Origin of the sequence: Neorhizobium sp. P12A (assembly GCF_008365395.1) — a bacterium.
Lineage (GTDB): Bacteria > Pseudomonadota > Alphaproteobacteria > Rhizobiales > Rhizobiaceae > Rhizobium.
Genome location: NZ_QOVX01000027.1, coordinates 21,037 through 43,859 on the forward strand (window position 1 = coordinate 21,037; position 22,823 = coordinate 43,859).

General features: G+C 56.6%; 19 protein-coding genes and 1 pseudogene. 12 read left to right on the plus strand and 8 right to left on the minus strand.

Translation table 11 applies throughout. The features are described from left to right. Nucleotides 1-214: 214 nt before the first annotated feature. From DTW90_RS33525 to hisD, 4 genes are read right to left on the minus strand one after another with little or no spacing between them, the layout of a single operon-like run. Nucleotides 215-1,699, minus strand: coding sequence for an NAD(P)(+) transhydrogenase (Re/Si-specific) subunit beta (locus tag DTW90_RS33525; protein ID WP_149344134.1), 1,485 nt, complete (start codon nucleotides 1,697-1,699; stop codon nucleotides 215-217). 22 nt (nucleotides 1,700-1,721) lie between these two features. Next, on the minus strand, nucleotides 1,722-3,296 hold the full coding sequence (locus tag DTW90_RS33530; protein ID WP_149344136.1) for a Re/Si-specific NAD(P)(+) transhydrogenase subunit alpha: 1,575 nt from the start codon (nucleotides 3,294-3,296) through the stop codon (nucleotides 1,722-1,724). Between the two features lie 19 nt (nucleotides 3,297-3,315). Further along, nucleotides 3,316-4,086 (minus strand): SDR family oxidoreductase, encoded by a 771-nt coding sequence (locus DTW90_RS33535; protein WP_149344137.1) that lies wholly within the window; start codon nucleotides 4,084-4,086, stop codon nucleotides 3,316-3,318. Nucleotides 4,087-4,115: 29 nt separating this feature from the next. Then, a complete protein-coding gene (gene hisD, locus DTW90_RS33540; RefSeq protein WP_149344139.1) occupies nucleotides 4,116-5,426 on the minus strand; it encodes a histidinol dehydrogenase in 1,311 nt (436 codons plus the stop codon). 79 nt (nucleotides 5,427-5,505) lie between these two features. On the opposite strand from hisD, the gene DTW90_RS33545 reads away from it, so the two are divergent. Then, nucleotides 5,506-6,498 (plus strand): substrate-binding domain-containing protein, encoded by a 993-nt coding sequence (locus tag DTW90_RS33545; RefSeq protein WP_149344141.1) that lies wholly within the window; start codon nucleotides 5,506-5,508, stop codon nucleotides 6,496-6,498. Nucleotides 6,499-6,574: 76 nt separating this feature from the next. On the opposite strand, the gene DTW90_RS33550 is transcribed toward DTW90_RS33545, so the two are convergent. Then, nucleotides 6,575-7,570: a LysR family transcriptional regulator gene (locus DTW90_RS33550; RefSeq protein WP_245513111.1), complete on the minus strand. Its 996-nt coding sequence runs from the start codon at nucleotides 7,568-7,570 to the stop codon at nucleotides 6,575-6,577. Between the two features lie 91 nt (nucleotides 7,571-7,661). Between DTW90_RS33550 and DTW90_RS33555 the strand changes: the two genes are divergently transcribed. The 5 genes from DTW90_RS33555 (at nucleotide 7,662) to DTW90_RS33575 (ending at nucleotide 14,555) form a co-directional block, all read left to right on the plus strand. Continuing rightward, on the plus strand, nucleotides 7,662-8,945 hold the full coding sequence (locus DTW90_RS33555) for a serine hydrolase domain-containing protein (protein ID WP_149344143.1): 1,284 nt from the start codon (nucleotides 7,662-7,664) through the stop codon (nucleotides 8,943-8,945). A gap of 30 nt (nucleotides 8,946-8,975) precedes the next feature. Further along, complete coding sequence (locus tag DTW90_RS33560; RefSeq protein WP_149344145.1) at nucleotides 8,976-9,857, plus strand: NmrA family NAD(P)-binding protein; 882 nt, start codon at nucleotides 8,976-8,978, stop codon at nucleotides 9,855-9,857. A gap of 68 nt (nucleotides 9,858-9,925) precedes the next feature. Then, nucleotides 9,926-10,753 carry an aldo/keto reductase gene (locus DTW90_RS33565; protein ID WP_149344147.1) on the plus strand — a complete coding sequence of 276 codons (828 nt, stop codon included), beginning with the start codon at nucleotides 9,926-9,928 and terminating at the stop codon, nucleotides 10,751-10,753. A gap of 72 nt (nucleotides 10,754-10,825) precedes the next feature. Then, a complete protein-coding gene (locus tag DTW90_RS33570) occupies nucleotides 10,826-12,364 on the plus strand; it encodes an EAL domain-containing protein (RefSeq protein ID WP_149344148.1) in 1,539 nt (512 codons plus the stop codon). A gap of 271 nt (nucleotides 12,365-12,635) precedes the next feature. Continuing rightward, complete coding sequence (locus DTW90_RS33575; protein ID WP_149344150.1) at nucleotides 12,636-14,555, plus strand: methyl-accepting chemotaxis protein; 1,920 nt, start codon at nucleotides 12,636-12,638, stop codon at nucleotides 14,553-14,555. Between the two features lie 176 nt (nucleotides 14,556-14,731). Here DTW90_RS33575 and DTW90_RS33580 read toward each other — a convergent pair whose 3' ends face one another. After that, a complete protein-coding gene (locus DTW90_RS33580) occupies nucleotides 14,732-15,610 on the minus strand; it encodes an aldo/keto reductase (protein WP_149344152.1) in 879 nt (292 codons plus the stop codon). A gap of 75 nt (nucleotides 15,611-15,685) precedes the next feature. Between DTW90_RS33580 and DTW90_RS33585 the strand changes: the two genes are divergently transcribed. From DTW90_RS33585 to DTW90_RS33600, 4 genes and pseudogenes are all read left to right on the plus strand, one after another. Further along, nucleotides 15,686-16,123 carry a MerR family transcriptional regulator gene (locus DTW90_RS33585; RefSeq protein ID WP_149344154.1) on the plus strand — a complete coding sequence of 146 codons (438 nt, stop codon included), beginning with the start codon at nucleotides 15,686-15,688 and terminating at the stop codon, nucleotides 16,121-16,123. A 631-nt stretch (nucleotides 16,124-16,754) separates the two neighbouring features. Further along, complete coding sequence (locus tag DTW90_RS33590; RefSeq protein WP_149344156.1) at nucleotides 16,755-17,972, plus strand: condensation domain-containing protein; 1,218 nt, start codon at nucleotides 16,755-16,757, stop codon at nucleotides 17,970-17,972. Nucleotides 17,973-18,111: 139 nt separating this feature from the next. Further along, nucleotides 18,112-18,453, plus strand: coding sequence for a hypothetical protein (locus DTW90_RS33595; protein ID WP_149344158.1), 342 nt, complete (start codon nucleotides 18,112-18,114; stop codon nucleotides 18,451-18,453). Between the two features lie 53 nt (nucleotides 18,454-18,506). Continuing rightward, nucleotides 18,507-18,638 (plus strand): annotated as a pseudogene (locus tag DTW90_RS33600) (IS110 family transposase); the annotation flags it as partial. Nucleotides 18,639-19,874: 1,236 nt separating this feature from the next. Here the strand turns inward: DTW90_RS33600 and DTW90_RS33610 are convergent. Together DTW90_RS33610 and DTW90_RS33615 are read right to left on the minus strand one after the other, a co-directional pair. Beyond that, nucleotides 19,875-20,267 carry a hypothetical protein gene (locus DTW90_RS33610; protein ID WP_149344160.1) on the minus strand — a complete coding sequence of 131 codons (393 nt, stop codon included), beginning with the start codon at nucleotides 20,265-20,267 and terminating at the stop codon, nucleotides 19,875-19,877. Nucleotides 20,268-20,311: 44 nt separating this feature from the next. Then, entirely contained in the window at nucleotides 20,312-20,707 is a 396-nt protein-coding gene (locus tag DTW90_RS33615) for a hypothetical protein (protein ID WP_149344162.1), read from the minus strand. A 474-nt stretch (nucleotides 20,708-21,181) separates the two neighbouring features. On the opposite strand from DTW90_RS33615, the gene DTW90_RS33620 reads away from it, so the two are divergent. Then, nucleotides 21,182-21,709: a hypothetical protein gene (locus tag DTW90_RS33620; RefSeq protein ID WP_149344164.1), complete on the plus strand. Its 528-nt coding sequence runs from the start codon at nucleotides 21,182-21,184 to the stop codon at nucleotides 21,707-21,709. Next, nucleotides 21,702-22,817 carry an AAA family ATPase gene (locus tag DTW90_RS33625; protein WP_149344165.1) on the plus strand — a complete coding sequence of 372 codons (1,116 nt, stop codon included), beginning with the start codon at nucleotides 21,702-21,704 and terminating at the stop codon, nucleotides 22,815-22,817. The genes DTW90_RS33620 and DTW90_RS33625 overlap by 8 nt, the downstream gene beginning before the upstream one ends. Nucleotides 22,818-22,823 lie beyond the last annotated feature (6 nt).

A 22,823-nucleotide genomic window follows, 5' to 3' on the forward strand; every position in this document is an offset into this window, starting at 1 on the left:
CAGAGGCACCTCGATGACAGAACGGAAGCGATGGAAACAACCAACATGCCGTTATGACAGTTCAAGAATCTTCTAAGCCGAAGTGAATCCCTCGCCGTGGCGTCATGCAACGAAACTGTCTTTTGGCCAACGACCGTCATGACGCAGTCCCGTCGGAGACTTCCACGTCGAGGCTCTCACGGGACAGCGAAAAACGCTAAGGGTGCTGGATGAGTCAGATCTGGCCAATGAGCGCTGTAATCGACGTCTTCGCATCACCATAGAACATGCGGGTATTATCCCTATAGAACAGCGGGTTCTCAATGCCGGAATAGCCGGTTCCCTGCCCACGCTTGGAGACGAATACCTGCTTTGCCTTCCAGACTTCGAGAACCGGCATACCTGCGATCGGCGAGTTTGGATCCTCTTGGGCGGCCGGGTTGACGATGTCGTTTGAGCCAATGACGATTGCGACGTCAGTGGCAGGAAAATCGTCGTTGATCTCGTCCATTTCGAGCACGATGTCGTAGGGCACCTTGGCTTCGGCAAGCAGCACGTTCATGTGGCCGGGTAGCCGGCCGGCGACCGGATGGATCGCGAAGCGGACCGTCTTGCCGGCGGCGCGCAGCTTGCGGGTCAGCTCGGATACGGCCTGCTGGGCCTGCGCCACCGCCATGCCGTAACCGGGGACGATCACGACGCTGTCGGCATCGTTCAGCGCCGCTGCAACACCATCGGCATCGATGGCGATCTGCTCGCCGATGATCTCCATCGCCGGGCCGCTGGTTGTGCCGAAACCGCCAAGAATGACCGAGACGAAGGAGCGGTTCATTGCCTTGCACATGATGTAGGAGAGGATGGCACCCGACGAGCCGACCAGCGCGCCGGTGACGATCAGCAGATCGTTGCCGAGCGTGAAGCCGATCGCGGCGGCAGCCCAACCGGAATAGGAGTTCAGCATCGAGACGACGACAGGCATGTCCGCGCCGCCGATGCCCATGATCAGGTGATAACCAATGAAGAAGGCAAGAAGCATCATCACAATCAGCGTCCCGGCGCTGCCGTCATTGGCATAGACGATGAGCAGGAAGAACGAGAGGAGGACCGCGCCGGCATTCAGCACATGGCCGCCTGGCAGTTTCTTCGCCTTTCCGTCCACCTTACCGGCGAGTTTGCCGAAGGCGATGACCGAACCGGTAAAGGTGACGGCACCGATGAAAACGCCGAGAAACACCTCGACCTTCATGATCGCAAGCTCGACCGGTGTCTTGTGGGCGAGGATGCCGGCAAACCCTTCAAGTGTCGTCCGCGCCGTCTCATCCATGCCGGCGATGCTGACCGCCTCGAGGTGGGCGTTGAAGCCGATAAAGATGGCAGCCAGACCGACGAAGGAATGAAGTGCTGCCACGAGCTGCGGCATCTCGGTCATCTGCACCCGCCTTGCGGCGATAGTGCCGAGTAGAGCGCCGGCGATCATCAGCGGGACGATGAGCCAGGTACCGGCACTTTTGCCGATCTCTAACCCGACAATCTGGGACCCGGAAGCTCGAGATCCGAGAACCTGCGGTCCTAGGGCTGTGGCGATGACGGCAAGCGCCATGCCGGCCATGCCGTACCAGACGGCGCGCTTGGCACTTTCCTGACCGGAGAGCCCGCCAAGTGACAGGATGAAGAGAACGGCTGCGGAAACATAGGCCGCAGAAGCGATACCGATGGTCAAGTTTATTCCCCCTTTTGCCAGCTCAGGACTTCTGGAACATGGCGAGCATGCGCCGTGTCACCAGGAACCCGCCGACGATATTGATCGTGGCGATCAGCACCGAGAGCGCAGAGAGAACCACGACCAGCCAGTTGCCGGAGCCGAGCTGCAGCAGCGCCCCGAGGATGACGATGCCGGAGACGGCGTTGGTCACTGCCATCAGCGGCGTATGCAGTGAATGCGAGACGTTCCAGATCACCTGGAAACCGATGAAGCAGGAGAGCATGAAGACCACGAAATGGCTCATGAAGCTTTCCGGGGCATAGGCGCCGACAAGAAGCAGCAATGCCGTGCCGGTGAGAAGCAGCAGGCCCTGGTTCCTGGTCTGCGCCCTGAAGGCGGCGACTTCCCGTGTCCGCTTCTCGTCGGGTGTCAGCTCCTTCACCTTCTCCTTGGGCGCGCTCGCGGCAATCGCCTTGATCTTGGGCGGCGGCGGCGGATAGGTAACTGCGCCTTTGAAGGTGACGGTCGCGCCGCGGATGACATCGTCTTCCATGTTGTGGAGGAGCTTACCGTCCTTGCCCGGCGTCAGGTCGGCGATCATGTGGCGTACATTGGTGGCGTAAAGCATCGAGGCCTGGGCTGCCATCCGGCTCGGGAAGTCGGTATAACCGATCACCACAACACCATTGTCTGAGACGAACTTCTGGTCGGGGACGGTCAATTCGCAGTTGCCGCCGCGTTCGGCGGCAAGGTCAATGACGACCGAACCCGGCTTCATCGCCGCTACCATGTCGGCGAGCCAGAGCTTTGGTGCATCGCGGCCGGCGATTAGCGCGGTCGTGATGACGATGTCGATCTGGGGAGCGAGTTCACGGAACTTTGCCAGTTGCTTCTCGCGGAATTCCGGCGAGGACGGGGCCGCATAACCGCCAGTCGCTGCACCATCGGCAGCCTGATCGGCAAAATCGAGGTAGACGAACTCGGCGCCCATGCTTTCGATCTGTTCGGCCACTTCCGGCCGCACGTCGAAGGCATAGGTGATGGCGCCGAGCGAGGTCGCTGTGCCGATCGCCGCAAGGCCGGCGACACCGGCGCCGATAACCAGAACCTTAGCTGGCGGCACCTTGCCGGCGGCGGTCACCTGGCCAGTGAAGAACCGGCCAAAATGATTGCCGGCCTCGATCACTGCGCGATAGCCCGCGACGTTCGCCATCGACGACAGGGCATCCATTTTCTGCGCCCGCGAGATGCGCGGGACCATGTCCATGGCGATCACGTTCACGCCATTCGCGCGAGTGAGTTCCAGAAGCTCGTTGTTCTGACCCGGATAAAAGAATGAGATCAACGTCTGTCGATTGCGGTACTGTCCGATCTCGTCGGCAGCGGGGGGACGCACCTTGGCAATCACATCGCTTGTCGCGATCAGCTCCGTAGTCGTATTGACAACCTTTACGCCCGCCAAACTATAGGCGTCGTCCGAAATGCCGGCCGCTAAGCCAGCCCCAGCCTCAATGAAGCATTCATGGCCAAGTTTTTGCAGCTGCAATGCGCTCTCGGGCGTCAACGCAACCCGCGCCTCACCCTCGGTTCGCTCTCGCGGAACACCGATTCTCATCTTGAAACCTCGTTCTATGCTAGTCCGCTGTCCAGCCGCCATCCACCATCAGAGCGCTTCCGGTGATCATTGCGGAGGCATCGGAGGCGAGAAAAGTGACCGGTCCCATGATGTCTTCAAGTTCACCAATGCGGCCGAGCTTGATCTTGTCCTGGATCCAGCGGAGCCGCTCAGGATTGGAAAGCGTCTGTTCGGCGAGCGGCGTCTTGATAAACGTCGGGCAGATGGTATTGACCCGAATCCCGTGACAACCCCACTCGATCGCCATAGACTTTGTGAAGCCCTCAATGGCATGCTTGGTGGCGCTATAGACGGCACGATCTATACCGCCGACATGCGCCATTTGGGAGGAAACGTTAATGAGCGAGCCGGGCCGCCCAGCTTGAATAAGGCGTTTGGCGACGGCCCGCGTCAGGAAGTAGGCTCCTCGCAGATTGATCGACGCGACCGCGTCGAAATCTGCAGGTGTGGTCGTCAACGCAGGACCATGCCGCGCAAGGCCCGCGCTGTTGACAAGAATGTCGAAGGCAGGAAGAGACGCGATCGTCTCCTCCAACGCCTCGACGTTTCCGACATCCAGCGAGAGAGCGGAGCCGGAAAGTCCCAGGGCTTGCAAAGCGCCGACGGTTAGATCGAGCTTGTCGATTGAGCGCGCCGCAAGCGTCACCTTGGCACCCGCCTCGGCGAGTGCGACAGCGGCCGCTTGACCGATCCCGGAGGAAGCTCCAACCGCGAGCGCGGTCTTGCCGTCCAACCTGAAGGACGGGGTGCGGGGCAACTTTAACGTCATGAGATCACCTAACCCTGTCTTGGCGGCGGCTACTCAGCCGCCGCTCCATATGCAACATTCTTGCCACCATAGCGCCGAACGCGCACGTTCGCCTGTTCGGCATGACCTACGAAACCCTCGAGGATGCAGAGGCGTGAGCAGTATTCCCCGATTTTGGCCGCGGCCTCGTCGGTCAACACTTTCTGATAGGAGTGCGTCTTCAGATACTTTCCAACCCACAGGCCGCCGGTGTAGCGACCAGCCTTTTTGGTCGGAAGCGTATGATTTGTGCCAATGACCTTGTCACCGTTCGCCACATTCGTCCTCGGGCCCAGGAACAACGCCCCGTAGGAATGCAAGTTGGCGAGGAACCAATCGTCGCGGTCAGTCATGACCTGTACATGCTCTGAAGCAATGTCGTTGGCAACTTTGAGCATCTCGCCGTAAGTGTCGCAGAGGATAACCTCGCCGTAATCGCTCCAGCTTCGCGAAGCGGTGTCAGCTGTCGGTAAGATCGCGAGAAGCCTGTCAATTTCCTCAAGTGTGCCTTGGGCAAGCTTGCGAGAGTTGGTGAGCAACACAGCTGGCGAATTGTAGCCATGCTCGGCCTGCCCAAGCAGGTCCGTCGCGCAAAGCTCGGCGTCTACTGTTTCGTCTGCAATCACCATCGTTTCAGTCGGACCCGCAAAGAGATCAATCCCGACGCGACCGTAGAGCTGGCGTTTGGCTTCCGCGACAAAGGCGTTGCCTGGGCCAACCAACATGTCAACAGGCTTGATCGTTTCAGTGCCAAGCGCCAAAGCACCGATCGCTTGAACGCCGCCGAAAACATAGATTTCATGGGCCCCGCCAAGATGCATCGCCGCAATAACGGCAGGGTTTGGCGCCCCTTTGAACGCAGGCGTTGCGGCTGCAATGCGCGGAACGCCGGCAACGGCGGCGGTGACGACCGACATGTGGGCAGAGGCGACCATAGGGAATTTGCCGCCAGGAATATAGCATCCGACCGATTGGACCGGAATATTCCGGTGACCCAGGATGACGCCAGGAAGCGTTTCGACTTCGATGTCGACCATCGAATTTCGTTGTGCCTGCGCAAAATTGCGCACCTGCGCTTGGGCGAACTCGATGTCTGCCATATCACGCGCCGAAACCTTGCTTACGAGGGCTTCGATCTCGCCGGCGGAGAGCCGAAACGATGGTGGTGCGTAATTGTCGAATTTCTCAGACAGTTCCCGAACCGCCGCATCGCCACGGGTTTCAATGTTCTTCAGGATGTCAGCGACAACGTTGCTGACCTTGGTGTCATCCTCGGAGCGCTCAGATTGAGGTTTGCCGTGCTTAAGGTAGGTAATAGCCATAATGTTCTCCCTTCCGGCACAGAGATTACGGTGCTAAAAGTTCATTGCAAGTTTTCATCGAGAAAGTGAAAAATTTTCAATGCCGCTGACCAACAAGCCTACCGCCAAGCAAGTGGCCCATGCTGCCGGCGTCTCTATTTCAGCTGTCTCACGCGCCTTCAGCCCAAATGCGCCGATCGATCATCAAAAGCGGAAGCGGATATTGGCTGCGGCAGAAGCTATCGGGTACGTCAGCCCTGCCCGAAGAACTGCTGAGATCATCGCAGAGGGGACAATAACCCTTGTCGCTGGCGACCTGTTGAATCCCTTCTACCCCACCGTATTGGATCTTCTGGCACGGCGGGTTCAAGAGAGCGGGCGGCAGCTCGTGGTCTATGCCCTTCCCGCCAACTCCGATGTTGACGCAGCTACAGATCAAATTTTGGCGTCGCGACCATCGGCGGTCATCGTGACCTCGGCACAGCTCACCTCAACGATGGCACGAGCTTGCCGCCAACATCAGATCAAAGTGGTCCTCCTCAACCGGGTGCAAAGAGACATTCGAATTAACGCGGTTGCTTGCGACAACTATCAAGGGGGACGAGATGTCGGCCGACTTTTGCTAGAGCGCGGTCATCGCAAGATTGGATTTATCGGCGGGGTTGCCAATACATCAACGCATGCGGAGCGGGCACGGGGATTTCGTGAGGTCCTTGCTGAAGCAGGGGTGAGAATCCACGCCCAGGCCCTGGGCGACTTCGAATATCCTGGCGGCTACCGAGCCGGACAGGCCTTGCTCTCCATGAATGACCCTCCGGGCGCAATTTTCTGCTGCAACGACATCATGGCGCTTGCCTTGATCGACGTTGCTCGCGAACGAGGCATTCGGGTTCCAGACGATCTTGCTGTGGTCGGCTTCGATGACATTCCCATGGCCTCATGGAACGCATACAGGCTGACGACGGTGAGGCAGCCGGTGGAACTCATGGTACAGGAGGCTCTAAGCCTAATTGATGATCCAAACATCAAGCCGACCGATGACGGCATCACCCGAATGCTCACGGGATCCCTGACCCTCAGAAACAGCAGTTGACTCGATTCTCAAAGTTGCGTCGTTCGGCGCGGTACAGACGGATCGAAACCACGAGGCCGCCCTCCGTCTTCTGTCGTCAGCTCCGACGCGCCTTCTCCCTTGTAATCTGCTGGACAAAATCGAGGAACGCGCGAACCTTTGCCGGAGGCAGATGGCGCGCCGGATGGTAAGCATAAAGTGGGTAACGTTCATCCGGCCAGTCTTTTAGAATCTGTCTGAGATGACCGGTTTGCAACCATGATTCAAGGCCGATTTCGAGGCTTTGAAAGATCCCTTGACCGGCGACACAGGCAGCGACAGCGGCAGACGGGTCGTCAAAAACAATCCGACCCTCGACTTTCGCCCTGACGATTTCGTCGCCGCGGTGAAATTCCCATGGGAAAGCTCGGCCAGTCTCGGGGTCTCGAAACAGGATCGCTTCATGATTGGCTATCTCTTCGGGTCGCGCCGGAACGCCAAACTTTTCAAGATAGGAAGGCGCCGCGCAGGTGACGACGCGGACGTCCAGAAGCTTTCTCGCGATCAGCGAGCCGGCGTTAGTCGAGCCAAAGCGGACGGCAACATCAAACCCGCTCATCATGTCGTCGCGACCATTGGCTGTCATCAAATCGATCTTCAGATTGGGATATTGCTCGCTAAGGCGAGGTAGCTGAGGCGCCAACACTGTCCTTGCAAACCATGGGTCGATCGAAACACGCAGCCTCCCAGCAACCGCAGCTGCCGATCCCGCGGCGGTCGCGGCCGCTTCTTCGAGACCCGCAACGAGCGGCAAGGCTTGCAGACGAAACAGACGACCCTCTTCGGTCAAGGCGACGGAACGAGGAGTGCGGTCAAAAAGACGCACGCCCATTCTGGTTTCAAGTCGTCCGATCGCCCGGCTGATACCGGAAGGCGTCACCCCCAATACGTCAGCGGCCTTGGCGAAATTGCCGGCGTCGGCAACCGCCAGGAAGACACTCACTCCAGTTAGAAGACGTCCATCAAAGCTCATGCAAATGGTCTCGCATCCCGTGAACACGAATGGTAGTGATTTTTTATCACTTTGATTATGACTATTATGATCTTTTAGCAACGCACATCGCTGTGTTAGCAAATTTCCGTCCGCCTCGAGAAGGCGAGCGGTTTACCAGACCCGCCATACGTCTGGGTTGAAGGTGAAAATCATGAATGAGATGACGAGAAGAGCCGTGCTGACGCGCGGCAGCATGGCGGCTGCGGCGGCCTATCTCGGGGCGACAGCCGTGCAGGCGGCAGCCGGCGAAGCCCCGCGCCGCTCGAATGGAAAATTCAAATCCATCGATGCTGCAATGTCGAAGGCCGTGAGCGACCGCACAGTTGCTGGCGCTGTCGCGATGGCGGCAACGCAGAAGGGCATGATCTATGAAGGTCTCTTCGGCAAGGCAAACCCGGAAGCCGGCGCGCCAATGCAGCCCGACACGGTGTTCTGGCTGCTGTCGATGACGAAGGCGATCACCGCAACGGCATGCATGCAGCTGATCGAGCAGGGCCGGCTCAAGTTGGATGACGACGCATCGAAATATCTGCCGCAGCTGGCCGCACCCAAGGTGCTGGTGGGGTTTGACGCCAACGGTCAGCCACAACTGCGCCCGGCCAAGAATACGATCAAGGTTCATCACCTGCTGACCCACACCTCCGGTTACACCTATGCGAACTGGAGTGACGTGATACCGCGCTACGAGACGGCCACCGGTTTGCCTGATATCGCAACCTGTGAGAACGCGGCCTTCAATGTACCGCTCGAGTTCGAACCCGGCGAGCGCTGGCAGTACGGCATCAGCATGGACTGGACTGGCAAGCTGGTTGAGGCGGTCAGCGATCAGTCTCTGGAGGTCTATTTCCGGGAGAATATTTTCCAGCCGCTGGGAATGAAGGACTCAGGATTCCTGATCAGCAGCGAACAGAAGCGTCGCGTCGCGACATGCTTCAGCCGTGAGAGCGATGGGGGCTTGAAAGCAATGCCATTCGAAATGCCTCAGCGTCCCGAATTCTTCATGGGCGGTGGCGGCGCATACAGCACACCCCGTGACTACATGATGTTGCTTCAGGCCCTTCTGCATGGCGGCAAGTTCAACGGCGCTCAGATCCTGAAGCCTGAGACGGTCGCGATGATGATGCAGAACCAGATCGGCGAGCTGAATGTTCGCAAGATGATTTCGTCGGCGCCAGCCTACTCCAACAGCTTTGACCAGTTCCCCGAGCAGAAGCACAAATGGGGCTATTCCTTCGACATCAACACCGAAGCCGGCCCACATGGCCGCTCTGCGGGAAGCGTCTCCTGGGCAGGTTTGCTCAACTGCTACTTCTGGATAGACCCGGTTCGTAAAGTGACTGGATCGCTCTTTACCCAGCTTCTCCCCTTCTATGACGACCGTGTGGTCGCTCTCTACGGCGACTTCGAACGCGGGCTCTATGACGGGCTCGCTTAACCTCCCCTCTTTCTGAATGGAAAATCAGACATGTACGCAATAACTGGTATCACCGGAAAAGTCGGTGGCGCACTTGCGCGGACCTTGCTTGAAAACGGCAAGCCCGTGCGGGCAATCGTTCGCGATCGAGCGAAAGGTACTCCCTGGGCCGCTCTCGGCTGCGAGATCGCTATAGCAGAAATGGAAGACGCAAAGGCGCTGTCGGCCGCCTTCACCGGCACCGAAGCTGTGTTCATCCTTCCGCCGTCCGAATTCGATCCGGAGCCCCGCTATCCCGAGGCCCAGAGGGTAATCGATAGTGTCGTCGCGGCACTCAAGGCAGCCCGCCCGAAAAAGGTGCTTTGCCTGTCGACGATCGGTGCTGACGCTAAAGAGGACAATCTGCTCTCTCAGCGCACGATGCTGGAAAAGGCCCTTAACGAACTTGATCTTCCCGTCACCTTCCTGCGGCCTGCATGGTTCATGGAAAACGCGCTTTGGGATGTCGCCACGGCGCGTGACACAGGTGTTCTCTACAGCTTCCTGCAGCCAGCAGACAAGAAGTTCCCAATGATCGCGACGAAGGACATCGGCATCCTGGCATCAGAGTTGATCCAGCAGGACTGGACCGGCAAGCGCGTTGTCGAGCTTGAGGCTGCACAACGCGTTTCGCCGGACGACCTGGCGCATGCGTTCGAAGTCGCACTCAACAGGCCGGTCAAGGTCGAAGTTGTCAAACGTGACACCTGGGAGGAGCTGTTCCGCTCTCAGGGGATGAAAAATCCCATGCCACGCATCCGTATGCTCGATGGCTTCAACGAAAGCTGGATCGAGTTCAAGGATGCCGGTCGCTTCGCGGAAAAGGGAAACACCTTGCTACAGCAGGTCATCAACGCGCTGGTCGCCGGGTACAATACGGACGATCGCGTCTAAGAGAACGATCAGGATGCAGGCATTTTTCCGCCTGCATCTGCAGCTTTGTCGTGGAAGGAGAATATCCAATGGACACAATCGAAACTCAAGGTGTGGCAATCCCTCGTCTTGGCCTTGGAACGTTCCGGATGCCCGGTGTTAGTGCGCAGCCGGCAGTCGAAAGCGCGCTTTCGCTCGGATATCGGCATATTGATACCGCGGCGATGTATGAGAATGAGGCGGCGGTCGGCACGGCGATCGCAGGCTCCGGTATTCATCGTCGCGAACTCTTCGTCACAACCAAGGTCTGGCACGATCAACTGGCGCCGGAAGCTTTGCAGCGAGCCTTTGCTACAAGCCTCGAAAAGCTGAAGATGGATTATGTCGATCTCTTTCTCGTGCACTGGCCATCGGCAGACATGGACATTGCGGCAACCCTGACCGCGATGGAGCGACTTCGTGAACACGGCTATGCGCGCGCGATCGGCGTTTGCAATTTCAACATGCCGATGATCCGGCGCGCTGTGGAGGAGGTCCAGGTACCGATCGCCGTCCACCAGGTCGAGTACCACCCGTACCTCTCGCAAACACCGATGCTTCAATATCTGCGCTCTAAGGGCATTGCACTGACGGCCTACGCACCGCTGGCCCAGGGACGGGCAGCAAGCGACCAAGTTCTTGAGAACATTGGACGGAAGCACTCTGTCTCGGCGACACAGGTTGCCATCGCATGGCTCCTTGGCCAGGACGGTGTAATCGCAATTCCAAAGGCAGCCAGGGTCGAGAGCCAGAAGAGCAATCTTGAGGCAATGTCGGTACGTCTGGATGAAGAGGATCTTGCGCTGATCGCGGCCTTGCCAAAGGACCAGCGATTCGTCAATCCGCCTTTCGCCTGCGACTGGAACGCCAGCGACTGATGTTGAGCGACTATTCATCTGAGCGGCGGTAACGCTCAACATGGATCGCAGACTTCTATTTGGGTCAGTCGAATGCTAACAGCTCACTCTTTTGCAGCCAGGAAAACAACGTCTTGGCTGCGCGCCCTCGTACTGCTGGGCGGAACTTCGATAACTTACCTTGCGTGGGCGATCAATGCTCTCGATGAGAGCGAAAGCGTCAGTCCAAACAACATAATCGTACAACTTGATGAGTCCCTGTATCTTGGACTGACGATCACCCTAGGGCTTCTCGGTCTTGGAGCATGGCAGTACATCGTTCAACGACAAGAGATTGAACGACGGATCATTGCGGAAGGGCGCGCTCGACATCTTGCCTATCACGATAGCCTCACAGGTTTAGGGAACCGTCGCTCGCTGGAAGAAGAGCTCACACGCAGGCTCGCGTGCAAGGGTGATGATCTCACCGGGAGCGCCATCTTGATGTTGGACTTCGACCACTTCAAGAAAATCAATGACGTTCATGGACACGCGACAGGCGATGCGTTCTTGCGGATCGTTTCTACTCGAATGATTCAAGTCGTTCAGTCCGGAGGCAGCGTCGGCCGTCTTGGTGGCGACGAATTCGCCGTAATTCTTAAAAAATACAGCGGCGGGGCTGATCTTGGAATTTTTGTCCGACGACTGATTTCCGCAATTTGCGAACCGATCGACATTGATGGCGTGGTCCTGATGCCGGAAGTTTCGATAGGTGTGGTGGAGATAGAAGGGACCAAGTCATCGAACGACCTTTTGCGGAGGGCTGATTTGGCTCTCTATCGAGCCAAATCGGAGCAGGGAAGCTGCTTCCTGCTTTATGAGCCGTTGATGGAGGAGGATTTTCTTCGCAGGCAAGCGCTCCTCAGAGATCTCAGCCAAGCCCTGATACTCGGACAATTTTGTGTTTTTTACCAGCCGCTGGTAGACAGCGAAAGCGGACGTGCGTCCTCTTACGAAGCGCTGCTGAGATGGAAACATCCAGAGCATGGCCTGATTTCGCCGATGGAATTTGTGCCGCTGGCTGAAGAAACCGGGCTCATATCGTCAATCGGGGAATGGGTGCTTTACCAGGCTTGTCAGGATGCTGTGGCTTGGCCGGAGACAATAAAAGTTTCAGTCAACGTTTCGCCACGGCAGTTCCTGGATGGCTCTTTCCCCTCCACGGTGCAGGCGGCCCTAGCGGCAGCGGGACTCTCGTCAAGCCGTCTGGTGCTTGAAATTACCGAATCAGTCCTTCTCCACGACAGCGATGCAAATATGGACATCTTGCGGAAAATTCGAGCGGCTGGCGTCGCAATCGCGCTCGACGACTTTGGCACCGGGTTTTCTTCACTCAGCTATCTCCAAAACTTCCCCTTCGACACAGTGAAGATCGACCGCTCGTTCGTGCAGCGCATAGGGACGTCAATGCAATCTGAGAAGATACTCCGAGCCATTATGGAGCTTTTTGCGGCATTAGGAACGCCTGTCACGGTAGAAGGTATAGAGACAGAAGCCCAAAAAGAATGGGTATCGCGTATTGGTTGCCGAGACATGCAGGGATATCTTTTTGACCATCCCCGACCACTTGCTGACATCCGTATGCTGCGTTGAACCAGACCTAAAGCGCCAGCGTAAATCTGTCTTCAATAAAGGTACTACTTCACCGTTCTCTATTCTTAGCGCTTCATAGTGAATAGAGATCCGGTGAGCTACTCACAGGAAGAATATCGGTCCGGCTTCCTTGACCGTTTCCACCAATGAACGAGACATGTTTTCCCCGCCTCGTCCGGTATCCCTGGCAGAATGAATTTGCTGATGGTCCGTCCCACGTCGTCACAATCATCAAGCACACCACCGCAGCGGTGGCGCGGAGGCATACCATATGAACAACCTACCCATCGTCGGAAAGCTCGCTACGCTCATTGCAGCATTCGGTATTTTTACAATCCTTGTCGCCACTTACTCGGTCAGCCATATATCGAAGATCAACTCAAGCTATACGGAAGTCCTGACGCATGATTCGATTGCAGCACTGGCCCTCGGCAAGGCCGATAAAGCATTTGAGAACAGTCGTGCTGCCATCGGCGACTTGCTGATGTTAACGGACGACGACCTGAACGCAAAGGCGATCGGGGAATTGAGAGATGCGCACGACAGGTTTCTGCGCGAAATGAACACGGCAATCGCGGCAGCATCGGATGACGCCGCCCTGCCACGGCTAAAGGCCAGAGGTCTTGATGTTCTTGACGGTGTCTGCCAAGCGACCGTTAAGGCAGCGATGATCGCGACAGCAGCATCCGACGTTGCAGCTTCACAAGCGACGTTCCTTCGCGATTGCCAACCACGCTTTCCGTCTCTCAGCGCCGAAATTAGCGTCGCAGCCCAGCGTCTTAGCGACATGGTGGAGACCAGAAATCTTGAGCTTTCAGCGGCGTCCCAAAACGCGATCGATGCAACATTCGTCATCATCATAGCAGGCCTCGTCGTGGTGATGACCCTTGCGATATTTGCAGCCAGATCCTCACTTGTCCAACCGATCAAACTACTTGCCGCAACGATGGTGCAACTCGCGAACGGTGATTTGGCTGCGCCCGTTATGAACGCGGAGCGGAAAGACGAGGTCGGGAGCATGGCCAAGGCCGTGCGGATTTTCAAGGACAATGGTATTCGCGCCCGCCAACTTGAGGACGAAGCCCAGTTGTTGCGGGACAAGAACGAGAAGGAGCGTGAAGCCAATGCGACAATCGAACGCGCACGCTCAGAAGAGATGCAGGTGGCAACCGCTCAACTGGCTGAAGGCCTGCAGAGGCTAGCAACGGGGGATCTGACGTTTCAGCTCACTGAACCGTTCGCTGACGATTTCGAAAGTCTGCGAGCCGACTATAATGCTGCCGTCGCTCAGTTAAGAGAAACACTCGCTAACGTGCAGGATGCAACCGGCTCCATTGATAGCGGGACAACGGAGATCAGTGTCAGTGCCGATAACCTCTCAAAGCGTACAGAGCAGCAAGCTGCCTCGCTTGAACAGACTGCCGCAGCTCTCGACGAAATTACGACAAATGTCGTCAACGCCTCTGATAGGGTAAATGAAGCAAGAAAGCTTGCACAGAAGACAAATGACAGCGCTGCGCGTTCCGGCGTGATCGTCGCCGACGCAGTCACGGCTATGCAAAAGATCGAAACCTCATCGCAACAGATCTCCAACATCATTGGGGTCATCGATGACATCGCGTTTCAGACAAACCTTCTTGCGCTCAACGCAGGAGTCGAAGCTGCGCGAGCTGGCGAGGCTGGCAAAGGTTTCGCAGTTGTCGCTCAAGAGGTGCGCGAACTGGCGCAGCGGTCGGCGGTGGCGGCGCGTGAAATCACGAGCCTGATACGCACCTCCACCACGGAAGTCGAGGGAGGGGTGAGACTCGTGAGCCAAACAGGGGTGGCATTGAAGAGTATCGAAAGCAACGTTGTCGAAATAAACCGACACATGGATGCGATCGCAACTTCGGCGAAAGAACAAGCCGTCGGGCTCTCAGAGGTCAATACGGCCGTCAACCAGATGGATCAGGTCACCCAAAAAAACGCAGCGATGGTTGAGGAAAGTAACGCCGCGAGCGCATCCTTGAAGACCGAAGTCACCAGACTCCGAGCGATCGTCTCGCAATTTCGACTGGCGACAAGACCTTCCACGCATGTTTCCGGCTCGCAGAATGCCTCCTCGTCGCGTGGACCTCGACTCGCTTACGCACGGGCCACGCCCGGCAATTCCGGCAGCGCTGCGGCTAAACCCGTGTGGGAAGAGTTTTGATCGAGCGAGCGTGCCGCCTTGGAGAGGAGAGCGGCACGCGTTGCAACGTGACGCGCGAACGAAACGTCGCAAGGTACTGCTGCGCGCTCGGGATGTGGCTGCGTCATACTGACTTACAGACCAGCTCCGCACCTGGGCGGGGGCAACCGAATTGGTTTGTGCGAAAGCAAACTTAGCTAGGTTTGATTACCGACCATCAGTTCGAGTGCAGCGATATCTGCAGCTGACAGTTCCACATCCAAGGCACTAATATTCTGTTCTAGATGCTCAATCGAGGACGTACCGGGAATGAGAATGATCGACGGTGATTTTTGTAAAAGCCACGCAGGTGCAACCTGTGCAGTGGTCGCTCCAGAACGTTTGGCAATATCATGCATTGCCTCGGATCTCGCCAGGTGCCCGGAATGCAGAGGCCAGAACGGAATGAATGCGATCATGTTCTGTTCACAGTAGTTAAGCACGTCCTCGTGATTACGCGTGACGAGATTATAGACATTTTGCACCGTCGCAATCTCAACCACAGATCGAGCGCGCTTGATTTCCTCCACACCAACCTCTGAAAGGCCAATGTGACGAATCTTACCTTCATCGCGAAGGTCGCGGAAGATGCCCATAGTCTCCTCGACAGGAATCGCTGGGTCAATCCGATGGAGTTGGTAAAGATCGATGCACTCAAGCGCGAGCTTGCGTAGGCTGCCCTCGACTGCATTCCGGATGTGATGTTCAGAGCCATCCATGGAAATACCGGGATTTTCCCGGGTCGCCGGGCCAGCGCGAACCAAGCCAGCCTTCGTGCCGATGACGAGCCCGGCGGGATAGGGGTAGAGAGCTTCGCGGATGATCCGTTCGTTGTCATCGGGGCCATAAACATCCGCGGTGTCGATGAAATTCACGCCGAGTTCGATCGCCCGGCGAAGAACAGCGCGTGCATTGTCTTCGTCGTCAGGAGGTCCCCATACCCCGGGGCCGGTCAACTGCATGGCGCCGTAGCCCATCCGACAGACAGGTAGCTCTCCGCCAATTTTGAACTCGGCGCTTTTTGCCATCATTCCCATTGTTATTTCCTTTGACATGAAAAGATGACAGTTCTTGTAAGTGTGGACCATAGTCCCTAGTCAACAGGAAAAGCGATGGTGATATCAGAGTTCGCAATTGCGGCCGGCCTCAGCCGGGATACAATTCGTTTTTACGTGCGCTTAGGCCTCCTTCAGCCGCAGACGACCGCCAAAGGCGGGCGCCGCCCTTACCAAATGTTCTCCGCTGAGGACGTTCAGGCGGCTCGGATAGTCCGTACCGCGCAGTCACTTGGTATGTCGCTTAAAGAGATCGCAGACATCGCCAAGGAGCGGCGCGAAGGGCGTATGACCCGCGAGCGCAGCGTCGAAGTGCTCCGCGGACAACTGGATCTGCTTGAGAAAAAAGCACAGCAACTACAGGCAATGGTCGCATACTTGCGCGATAAGATCATTTGGATGGAGAGCGGGGAAACAGAACCAATGGCAGATTTCGGCCGCTATTTGTCCGATGCGCTCCCTGAACCGGTTATAGACGCTGCAAGCAAGTCGTGAAGCGGCTGCACATCTTTTGAATGCACCTGCAAAATATCGTTGCGTGCCTCCGGCTGACGATACGCATCAAAGGAAGCGTGGCGGAAAAGGCAATCACAACTGCTCAGTGATCGAATACAAGCGAAACGTGGTCATTGAGGAACTACACGTATCACGCGGGTGAGCCTACGGACGACCTGGACCAGAAGCACTCCCAACCCGCAACCTCTCCCTGCCTCCCATAGACCGCCAATCGGTAGCCGATTCCAACATTGGCTTCTTGTTCAACGCGAACAAGTATCCAAAGCCAATTCCTGTGTCCATCAGACGTAGCCTTTGGAGGTCAAGCTTTGAAGGAGTGCGATGACAAACTGTCACTGTCGTTATGACTTAAAGGCGCTCGGAACGCTGGGTCAGCAAGTTTATACGATTTAGGTCAGGAGGCGCACTGGGCGGCCGAAAGTGCGCGCGAGCAGCGTCTCCACCACAATTAATTCGTGATCGCGCTCGCTGTGGCGGTCAGCGCGGTATCGAGTGGCATGTCCCAAGCGTGGTCGTCTTTCGGTGGAAGGGCGTCACCGTGTCAACTTCGATCCAAGCAGCTTCTTACAGCCGATACAAATCAAGTGATTAGAATGAAAAGGATAGTGTTTTGGATACGGATTTCGACGTTGTGCGACCGCTGGGCGTCATTGAGGAGTTCTTCTGGCTCTTCGATCATAGCTGTCCCAAGCATTTTTGCATCGTCGCAGAGATAAAAGGACGAACTCTCGTGACTGACTGGAGGGCGGCTGTGGATGCATTGCAGGCGCGTCATCCGATGCTGTCTGTTTCGATCGATTCCACGCGACAGCGAGTTCCCCATTTCTACAGAGGCGCCAGCCGCCCGATCCCGCTGCGCGTCGCGCCTGCTGGAACAACCTGGGAGCAAGAAACGGAACGGGAGATCCGTACACTGTTTGATCCGACGGAGGGTCCGCTTGCTCGCGTGGTGTTGATCCATGAGCTTGAAAAGTCCTTCGTTCTGCTGGTTACCCATCACGCGATTGCTGATGGCGTGTCATCGATCTTTATGCTGCGGGATTTGCTTTCTGCTATGTCGGGGCAGCAACTAGATCCATATGAATTCCCGCCCTCGATCGATCAGAAATTGGGCGTTCCTATGCGACCATCAACGGCGCCTGGCAAGAAATTCTCGCACACGCTCGCTGTCGAATGCCTGAAAAAGCCGGTAAATGTCACAAGCCTCATCCTCAAATCTGAAACGACCAGCCTGCTTCGCGAGCGTGCCCGTCGTGAAGGAACAACGATACACGGTATCGTTTGTGCCGCAGCCACTTTGGCAGGTCGCAGTATTGACCCATCTTGGCGCGACGGTGCGGTAAGCATCTTCTCTCCGGTGGATCTTCGCAAGCTACTCGAGCTAAACGACGAGTGCGTTGTCGCAATAGCCAAAGGATCAACGGTGATCGAACCCAACGCACCTGACGATGCGTGGGAAATGGCTAGGTCAGTCACCGCTTCCTTACTTCCGCTGAAGACCCTTGAGGGCGGGGCTCCCCTCTTCACTGCGATCTATGAGGCAATGTCGACCGACATGGATGAAGCTGATGGTGCTCGTTTCAACGCAGACGCCTTCTCAGAAACCATGCTCGTCTCCAATCTTGGGCAGGTTCCGTATTCCTCTTCGATCGGGAACTTGACGATCGAGGCCCTTTGGGCACCCGTGGTCCTTCGAGGCCACGACGCGGAGCAAACCATCGGCGTCACCACCATTAACGGCGCGCTGCATCTCGTCCATTCCAGCTGGTACCCACTGCCCGGCTTCTTAGAAGAAATCGAGCACAGACTGCGAGACGCTTCGGTGTGATCTCGACGCGCCTGAAAGACTTCGATGAATGTTGCCGCTAGGGGCGTCACTGAAAACTCAGCATTGACGCCTCCGCTAAACAATTCCATCAATCGATCGAGCTTTTCGACGGTGGTCATGAGTTCAGGCGGGGATGATAATGACATTGCTAACCAGGATACTAGTAGGATTGTTGGTGCTGGGGGCTGCGGGTCACACGATCGGGTCGCTCGAGTTTTACAAGGGTCAGCCGCATGCGTTGTTTTGGGCGCTCTGCGTATCGGTTCTCATTGTTGTTCTGGCCGCGATGAATTGGCTGCGAGCCGATCGACCCCACGACCTCGGTCTGGCTTGGGTGACGGCAGCGGCCACACTGGCTTATGCAGGAATTTCTATCGGATTCGGATTTCTGATCGGCAACCCGATGGACTGGCGAGCCTTGTCCTTTGCCGCAATATCGTTGGCTTTGACAGGGCTCAGCCTCCGCACTGCCTTGAATTGATGCCGTCGGTCCATTTGTCCGATGCAAACCAACCCCGAACAGAGGGGCCGGTGCTGGAGCTACGTGAGCGACTGGGCTTCAAGCGTGCCGCGGTTGCTGTCGCGCGAAGGCTTGCTGCCATCATGCACGGCATGCTCAATCGGGGGAAGTGTACAATCCATTTGTTGGCGATCCCGCGTAGGTGAAAGCCGCTTGCGTACCTGAGTGCCTCAACCCTGTATGGGATGGCTTCTACGAGTCAAGGATACGATTGGTTCCAGTAAACAGATCGGTAGCGGCCATGTATACGGCGTCTGATGTGCCGCGATATTTTGCCGAAACCCGCGATCGAAGGTGTTGAGCGGATTTCGAAGGATTATAACTAACAGCTAGATAGGCTCAAAACTTGCCCTGCCCACGGGAGGCGGGCCCCACATTTCCCGATACACCAGCTCAGATAGCTACAGACCACGAACTTTCTCTAGCGCGTCGTGAAGCGAGCAAAGGCGCCCGCTCTCTCGTCAGGGTTTTGAGCAAGCTACTCGCTCTCGAATAGGAATCGTACCATCGACGTCCTTCTTGAAATTGCTTAAATGCGTGTCTCCAAACAAAAAGCAAAATTGCACTGTGCAGGACGATTGACACCAAAGAGGCACAATCCACAGGCTCGACGAGATCGCTCGGGCCTGCTGTACTTTGGAATAGCCGATCGGCAGTTTGCCAGACGCCGGCAAATCACGTTTGATGGCGTTGTTATGCTATACATCGTGAGAAAGAAGAGACAGAGCTGCTGCCCAAGCGCGGCCGGCAGATGCGGAACTTTTGGAGGCTCTGGCTTCCACAGTCGCTCCATCTAGCAGCATGATGAACACTTCAGCTAATTTCCGAGCTTCGTCGGCTGGCATAAGGACGACGAGTAGTTCCTCCATCCAGTCAGTCATCTTGCGGCCATATCTAATCGCTACCTCCGAAATCTGAGGATGGTCCGGTCCGAATTCGGCCAACGCCCGTTCGAAAAGGCAGCCTGCGAACTCGGGAGTGTCAAACCAGGCGCCATACCAATCAAAGATTGTTTTCACCCGAGCGGTTGGATCAACTACGCGTGTCAATCTATCGCTGATTTCATCTAAGATAAATGCGTATCGCTGTTCCAAAACGGCTCGAATAAGGTCGTATTTCCCCTAAAAGTTGCGATACAGAGTCATGCGCGCGACACTGGATTCTTCGATAATGCTATCTAATCCAACGGCTTGGAAGCCGTATTGCCCTGCTATGGATATCGGCGCGTGACGCACGAGCTTCACCGGCAGATCCGGCCGGTACGATGCGCATCAGTTCCGCACCGGGATGACCACCTGGCCAGGGAATAACAGCTCGATTATTACAGACTCAACCAATTCGTGTCGGCCAAAATGGCGCATTGGCCATTACCAAATCTACTCTTAAACAAGCTTATTGCCAAATCGATGGATGATAAAGCTTATAACCGCAGGCCGCAGATTAGTTGCGACGACGCCGGGGATCTCGCCGCCCAAACGTTTGGCGTACGCCAACATCTCCGTCGTAAATTGGATTGGCCTTGTTGATGAGGTTGCCCCACCGGCAATCTCGATGCTGTCCAGACGCGCCTCTTCTAGAACTCTCCTGACAAGGTCAGCGTCTTTCGAGACTTCTTTGAAGATTAACGCCAAATCGGCGTTCGATACCTGAACCACATGGTCTATTATGCCGGCTTTAGTAGCGGTTGAGCCTCGTATTGTTCTGTAGATCCCGTCGGGATCGCCGCCGATGATACCGTTTACATCCTCTGGCCTAAGTGCGGCGAGCAAGTCCATGGCGTTCTTCTGCTTGGAAAGGGCGCGGCGACATGATCCCGCAGCTAAATGGAGTGATTGCCAAAACGATGAACAACAAAGCTGCAGATCGCAGATCTGAGTTCCAATGCAACAATATCCGGTATCGGTTGCCCAAGCCCTCCGAGGTGCATTTGCATTTCGCGACTAAATGGGAACAGCCGCGACGAAGACAGTGCTCCACCGGCCAACTCGATGTCATCCAAACGAGCTTCCTCAAGGATACCTTCAATTAGGAGATTATCGTTCGATATGCTCTCGAATATTGAAATGAGGTCAGCATTTGTTACGCCCACCTTGTGCCGGACCATACCTTGGGCACCAACTGTTGTTCCTCTCGCGGTCGTATAGATTGCTGACGGATCCCCGTCGAGAACCGACCGAACATGATCGACCGAGAAATATGCACCGATTTCTGTCATATCATCCTCGTCAACCGTCTCGCCCTAATGAACCTATAGTAATTACAATCTCTTACGCAGTAGTTGGGACTGCTCACACCGATCTGGACTCGCCACGAACTTTTTGTGGGGGATGCCGCATCGAAGACCTGGCGATGTCGTCAAGACCGACGACACTCCCCGCCCAATTGGCCGTGTGGCTGCAACAAACCAGCAAAAAATGATGCCGGAATGATCCGAATATGATGCCCAGCTGAAATCTGCACCAAATGCACGTTCTGCGCGATAAATCGTTCGTGATTCTGACAATCCGGTCTTGTGCGGCCTTAGGCGCGACGCTAGTGATAATTGCATTTCAACCTTATCACTTTGCTTATTGAGCTTGGTATTGCTTGTGCTCGAGTGGGCAACCTACCCATCGATAGACCCTGGATGAACGACGATAACCAAGCATCAGTACGACCGGCCGGGAAGGACGCGGCACGCGGAACTCCCTTGACCAGTGTGCTGCTGTTTGCGGTCGTCGCGGCGCTTTCCGGTTCGGCTTTCTGGTTCTGGCTGAATTCGGCCCTTGCTGCGGCAACACACCCCGGCGTCGAGCCCGACATGCAAACAAGCGAGTTGGACCTCGTCAGCGACGCCGACATTGCCGATGCGCTGAAGACGGTCGGCGGCACACCGGCATTGCTTGACCGGTTCAAACCGAAGGACGCCGGTTGCCCGTTGCCGCTGGCCTGGATATCGATTAGGGGCGCCCCGGGACAGCCACCGACCTCCGTGAGGCTTCGTTCAGGCGCCTATCTTTCGCCAGCCTTCAAGCTCACGGATGTGCCGGTGCGGGTCGCAATTCCCTTCCCCGCTCCTTACGACATCGGAAAAGGGCAACTGACCGTACTGGGGACAGGAGCGACCGCATCGATCGCGCTGACGCCCCCCTGGCAGGTCGCATTCAATCAATCCAACACGTCCGTCCACAATGTTTCCTGGCGGGCGATCAAACGATGCACGGACTCCAATGGCTAAATTCGGCACCTGGTTCAGGACGTTGTTGGGACCGGCGCCGGTGATTGGCGTCTGCATGATGATCACGACCGTTGTCGGGTTATTGTCCGCCTTCCGGGTCGTCCCGACTTTTCCACCCACGCTTGGCTACGCTCTGTTGGTGGCGTTGATTTCGCTCGCTTGTCTCTACCTGCCTTTCAGCGTCGCAAGATTGTGGCCTTCGGTAGTCGGCAGTGCGGGCTCCTATCGGTTGAAGCCACGCCAATCGGCTTCTTTGCACCGTGCCATCATCAACGGAAGCAACAGGGTGACGGGAACGGCCGCACTCGACGAACTGGCACGCATGATCGGTCTCGACACGGTCAAGGCGGAGATCAGCACGCTGGTGCAGCGCCTCAGGGTCGAAGCCGCACGCCGTGAACAGGGACTGCCGGCCGCGCCGGTCTCCTTGCATATGGTCTTTGCCGGGCCTCCCGGCGTCGGCAAGACGGTCGTGGCGCGGCTCTACGGCGCGATCCTGCGCGATCTCGGTGTACTGCAGAAGGGCCACCTGGTGGAGACAGATCAGGCGGGGCTCGTCGCCGGCTATGTCGGCCAGACAGCCATCAAAACGAAGGCGAAGATCGATGAGGCGCGCGACGGCGTCCTCTTCATAGATGAGGCCTATATGTTGGCTTCGCGCGAAGGATCAAACTCCTTCGGACAGGAAGCGATCGATACGCTCCTGAAGGCGATGGAGGATCAGCGCGACCGTCTCGTGGTCATCGTCGCCGGCTACCCGGACCTGATGCGGAAGTTTGTCTCCAGCAATCCCGGTCTGCCTTCGCGGTTCACCAAGACGATCAACTTCGAAAGCTATGATGTTGAAGATCTTCTCGAGATCGCGCATGCCATGGCGCGGCAAAGCGGCCTCACCCTTTCCGCTGACGCCGATCAAATCATCAAGCGTTACTTTGCTCTTGCCAGGCAGCAGCCGGATTTCGGGAATGCGCGCACGGCAAGAACCCTTATCGAGCGCGCTCGCGAAACCCAGGCAACGCGGCTCGCACCTCTACTGGGACAGAAGAAAGTCAATCTGTCCGAGATCACGCTGGCCGACATCAAAGCGGCAACGGCAAGACCATCGTGAGTGCGG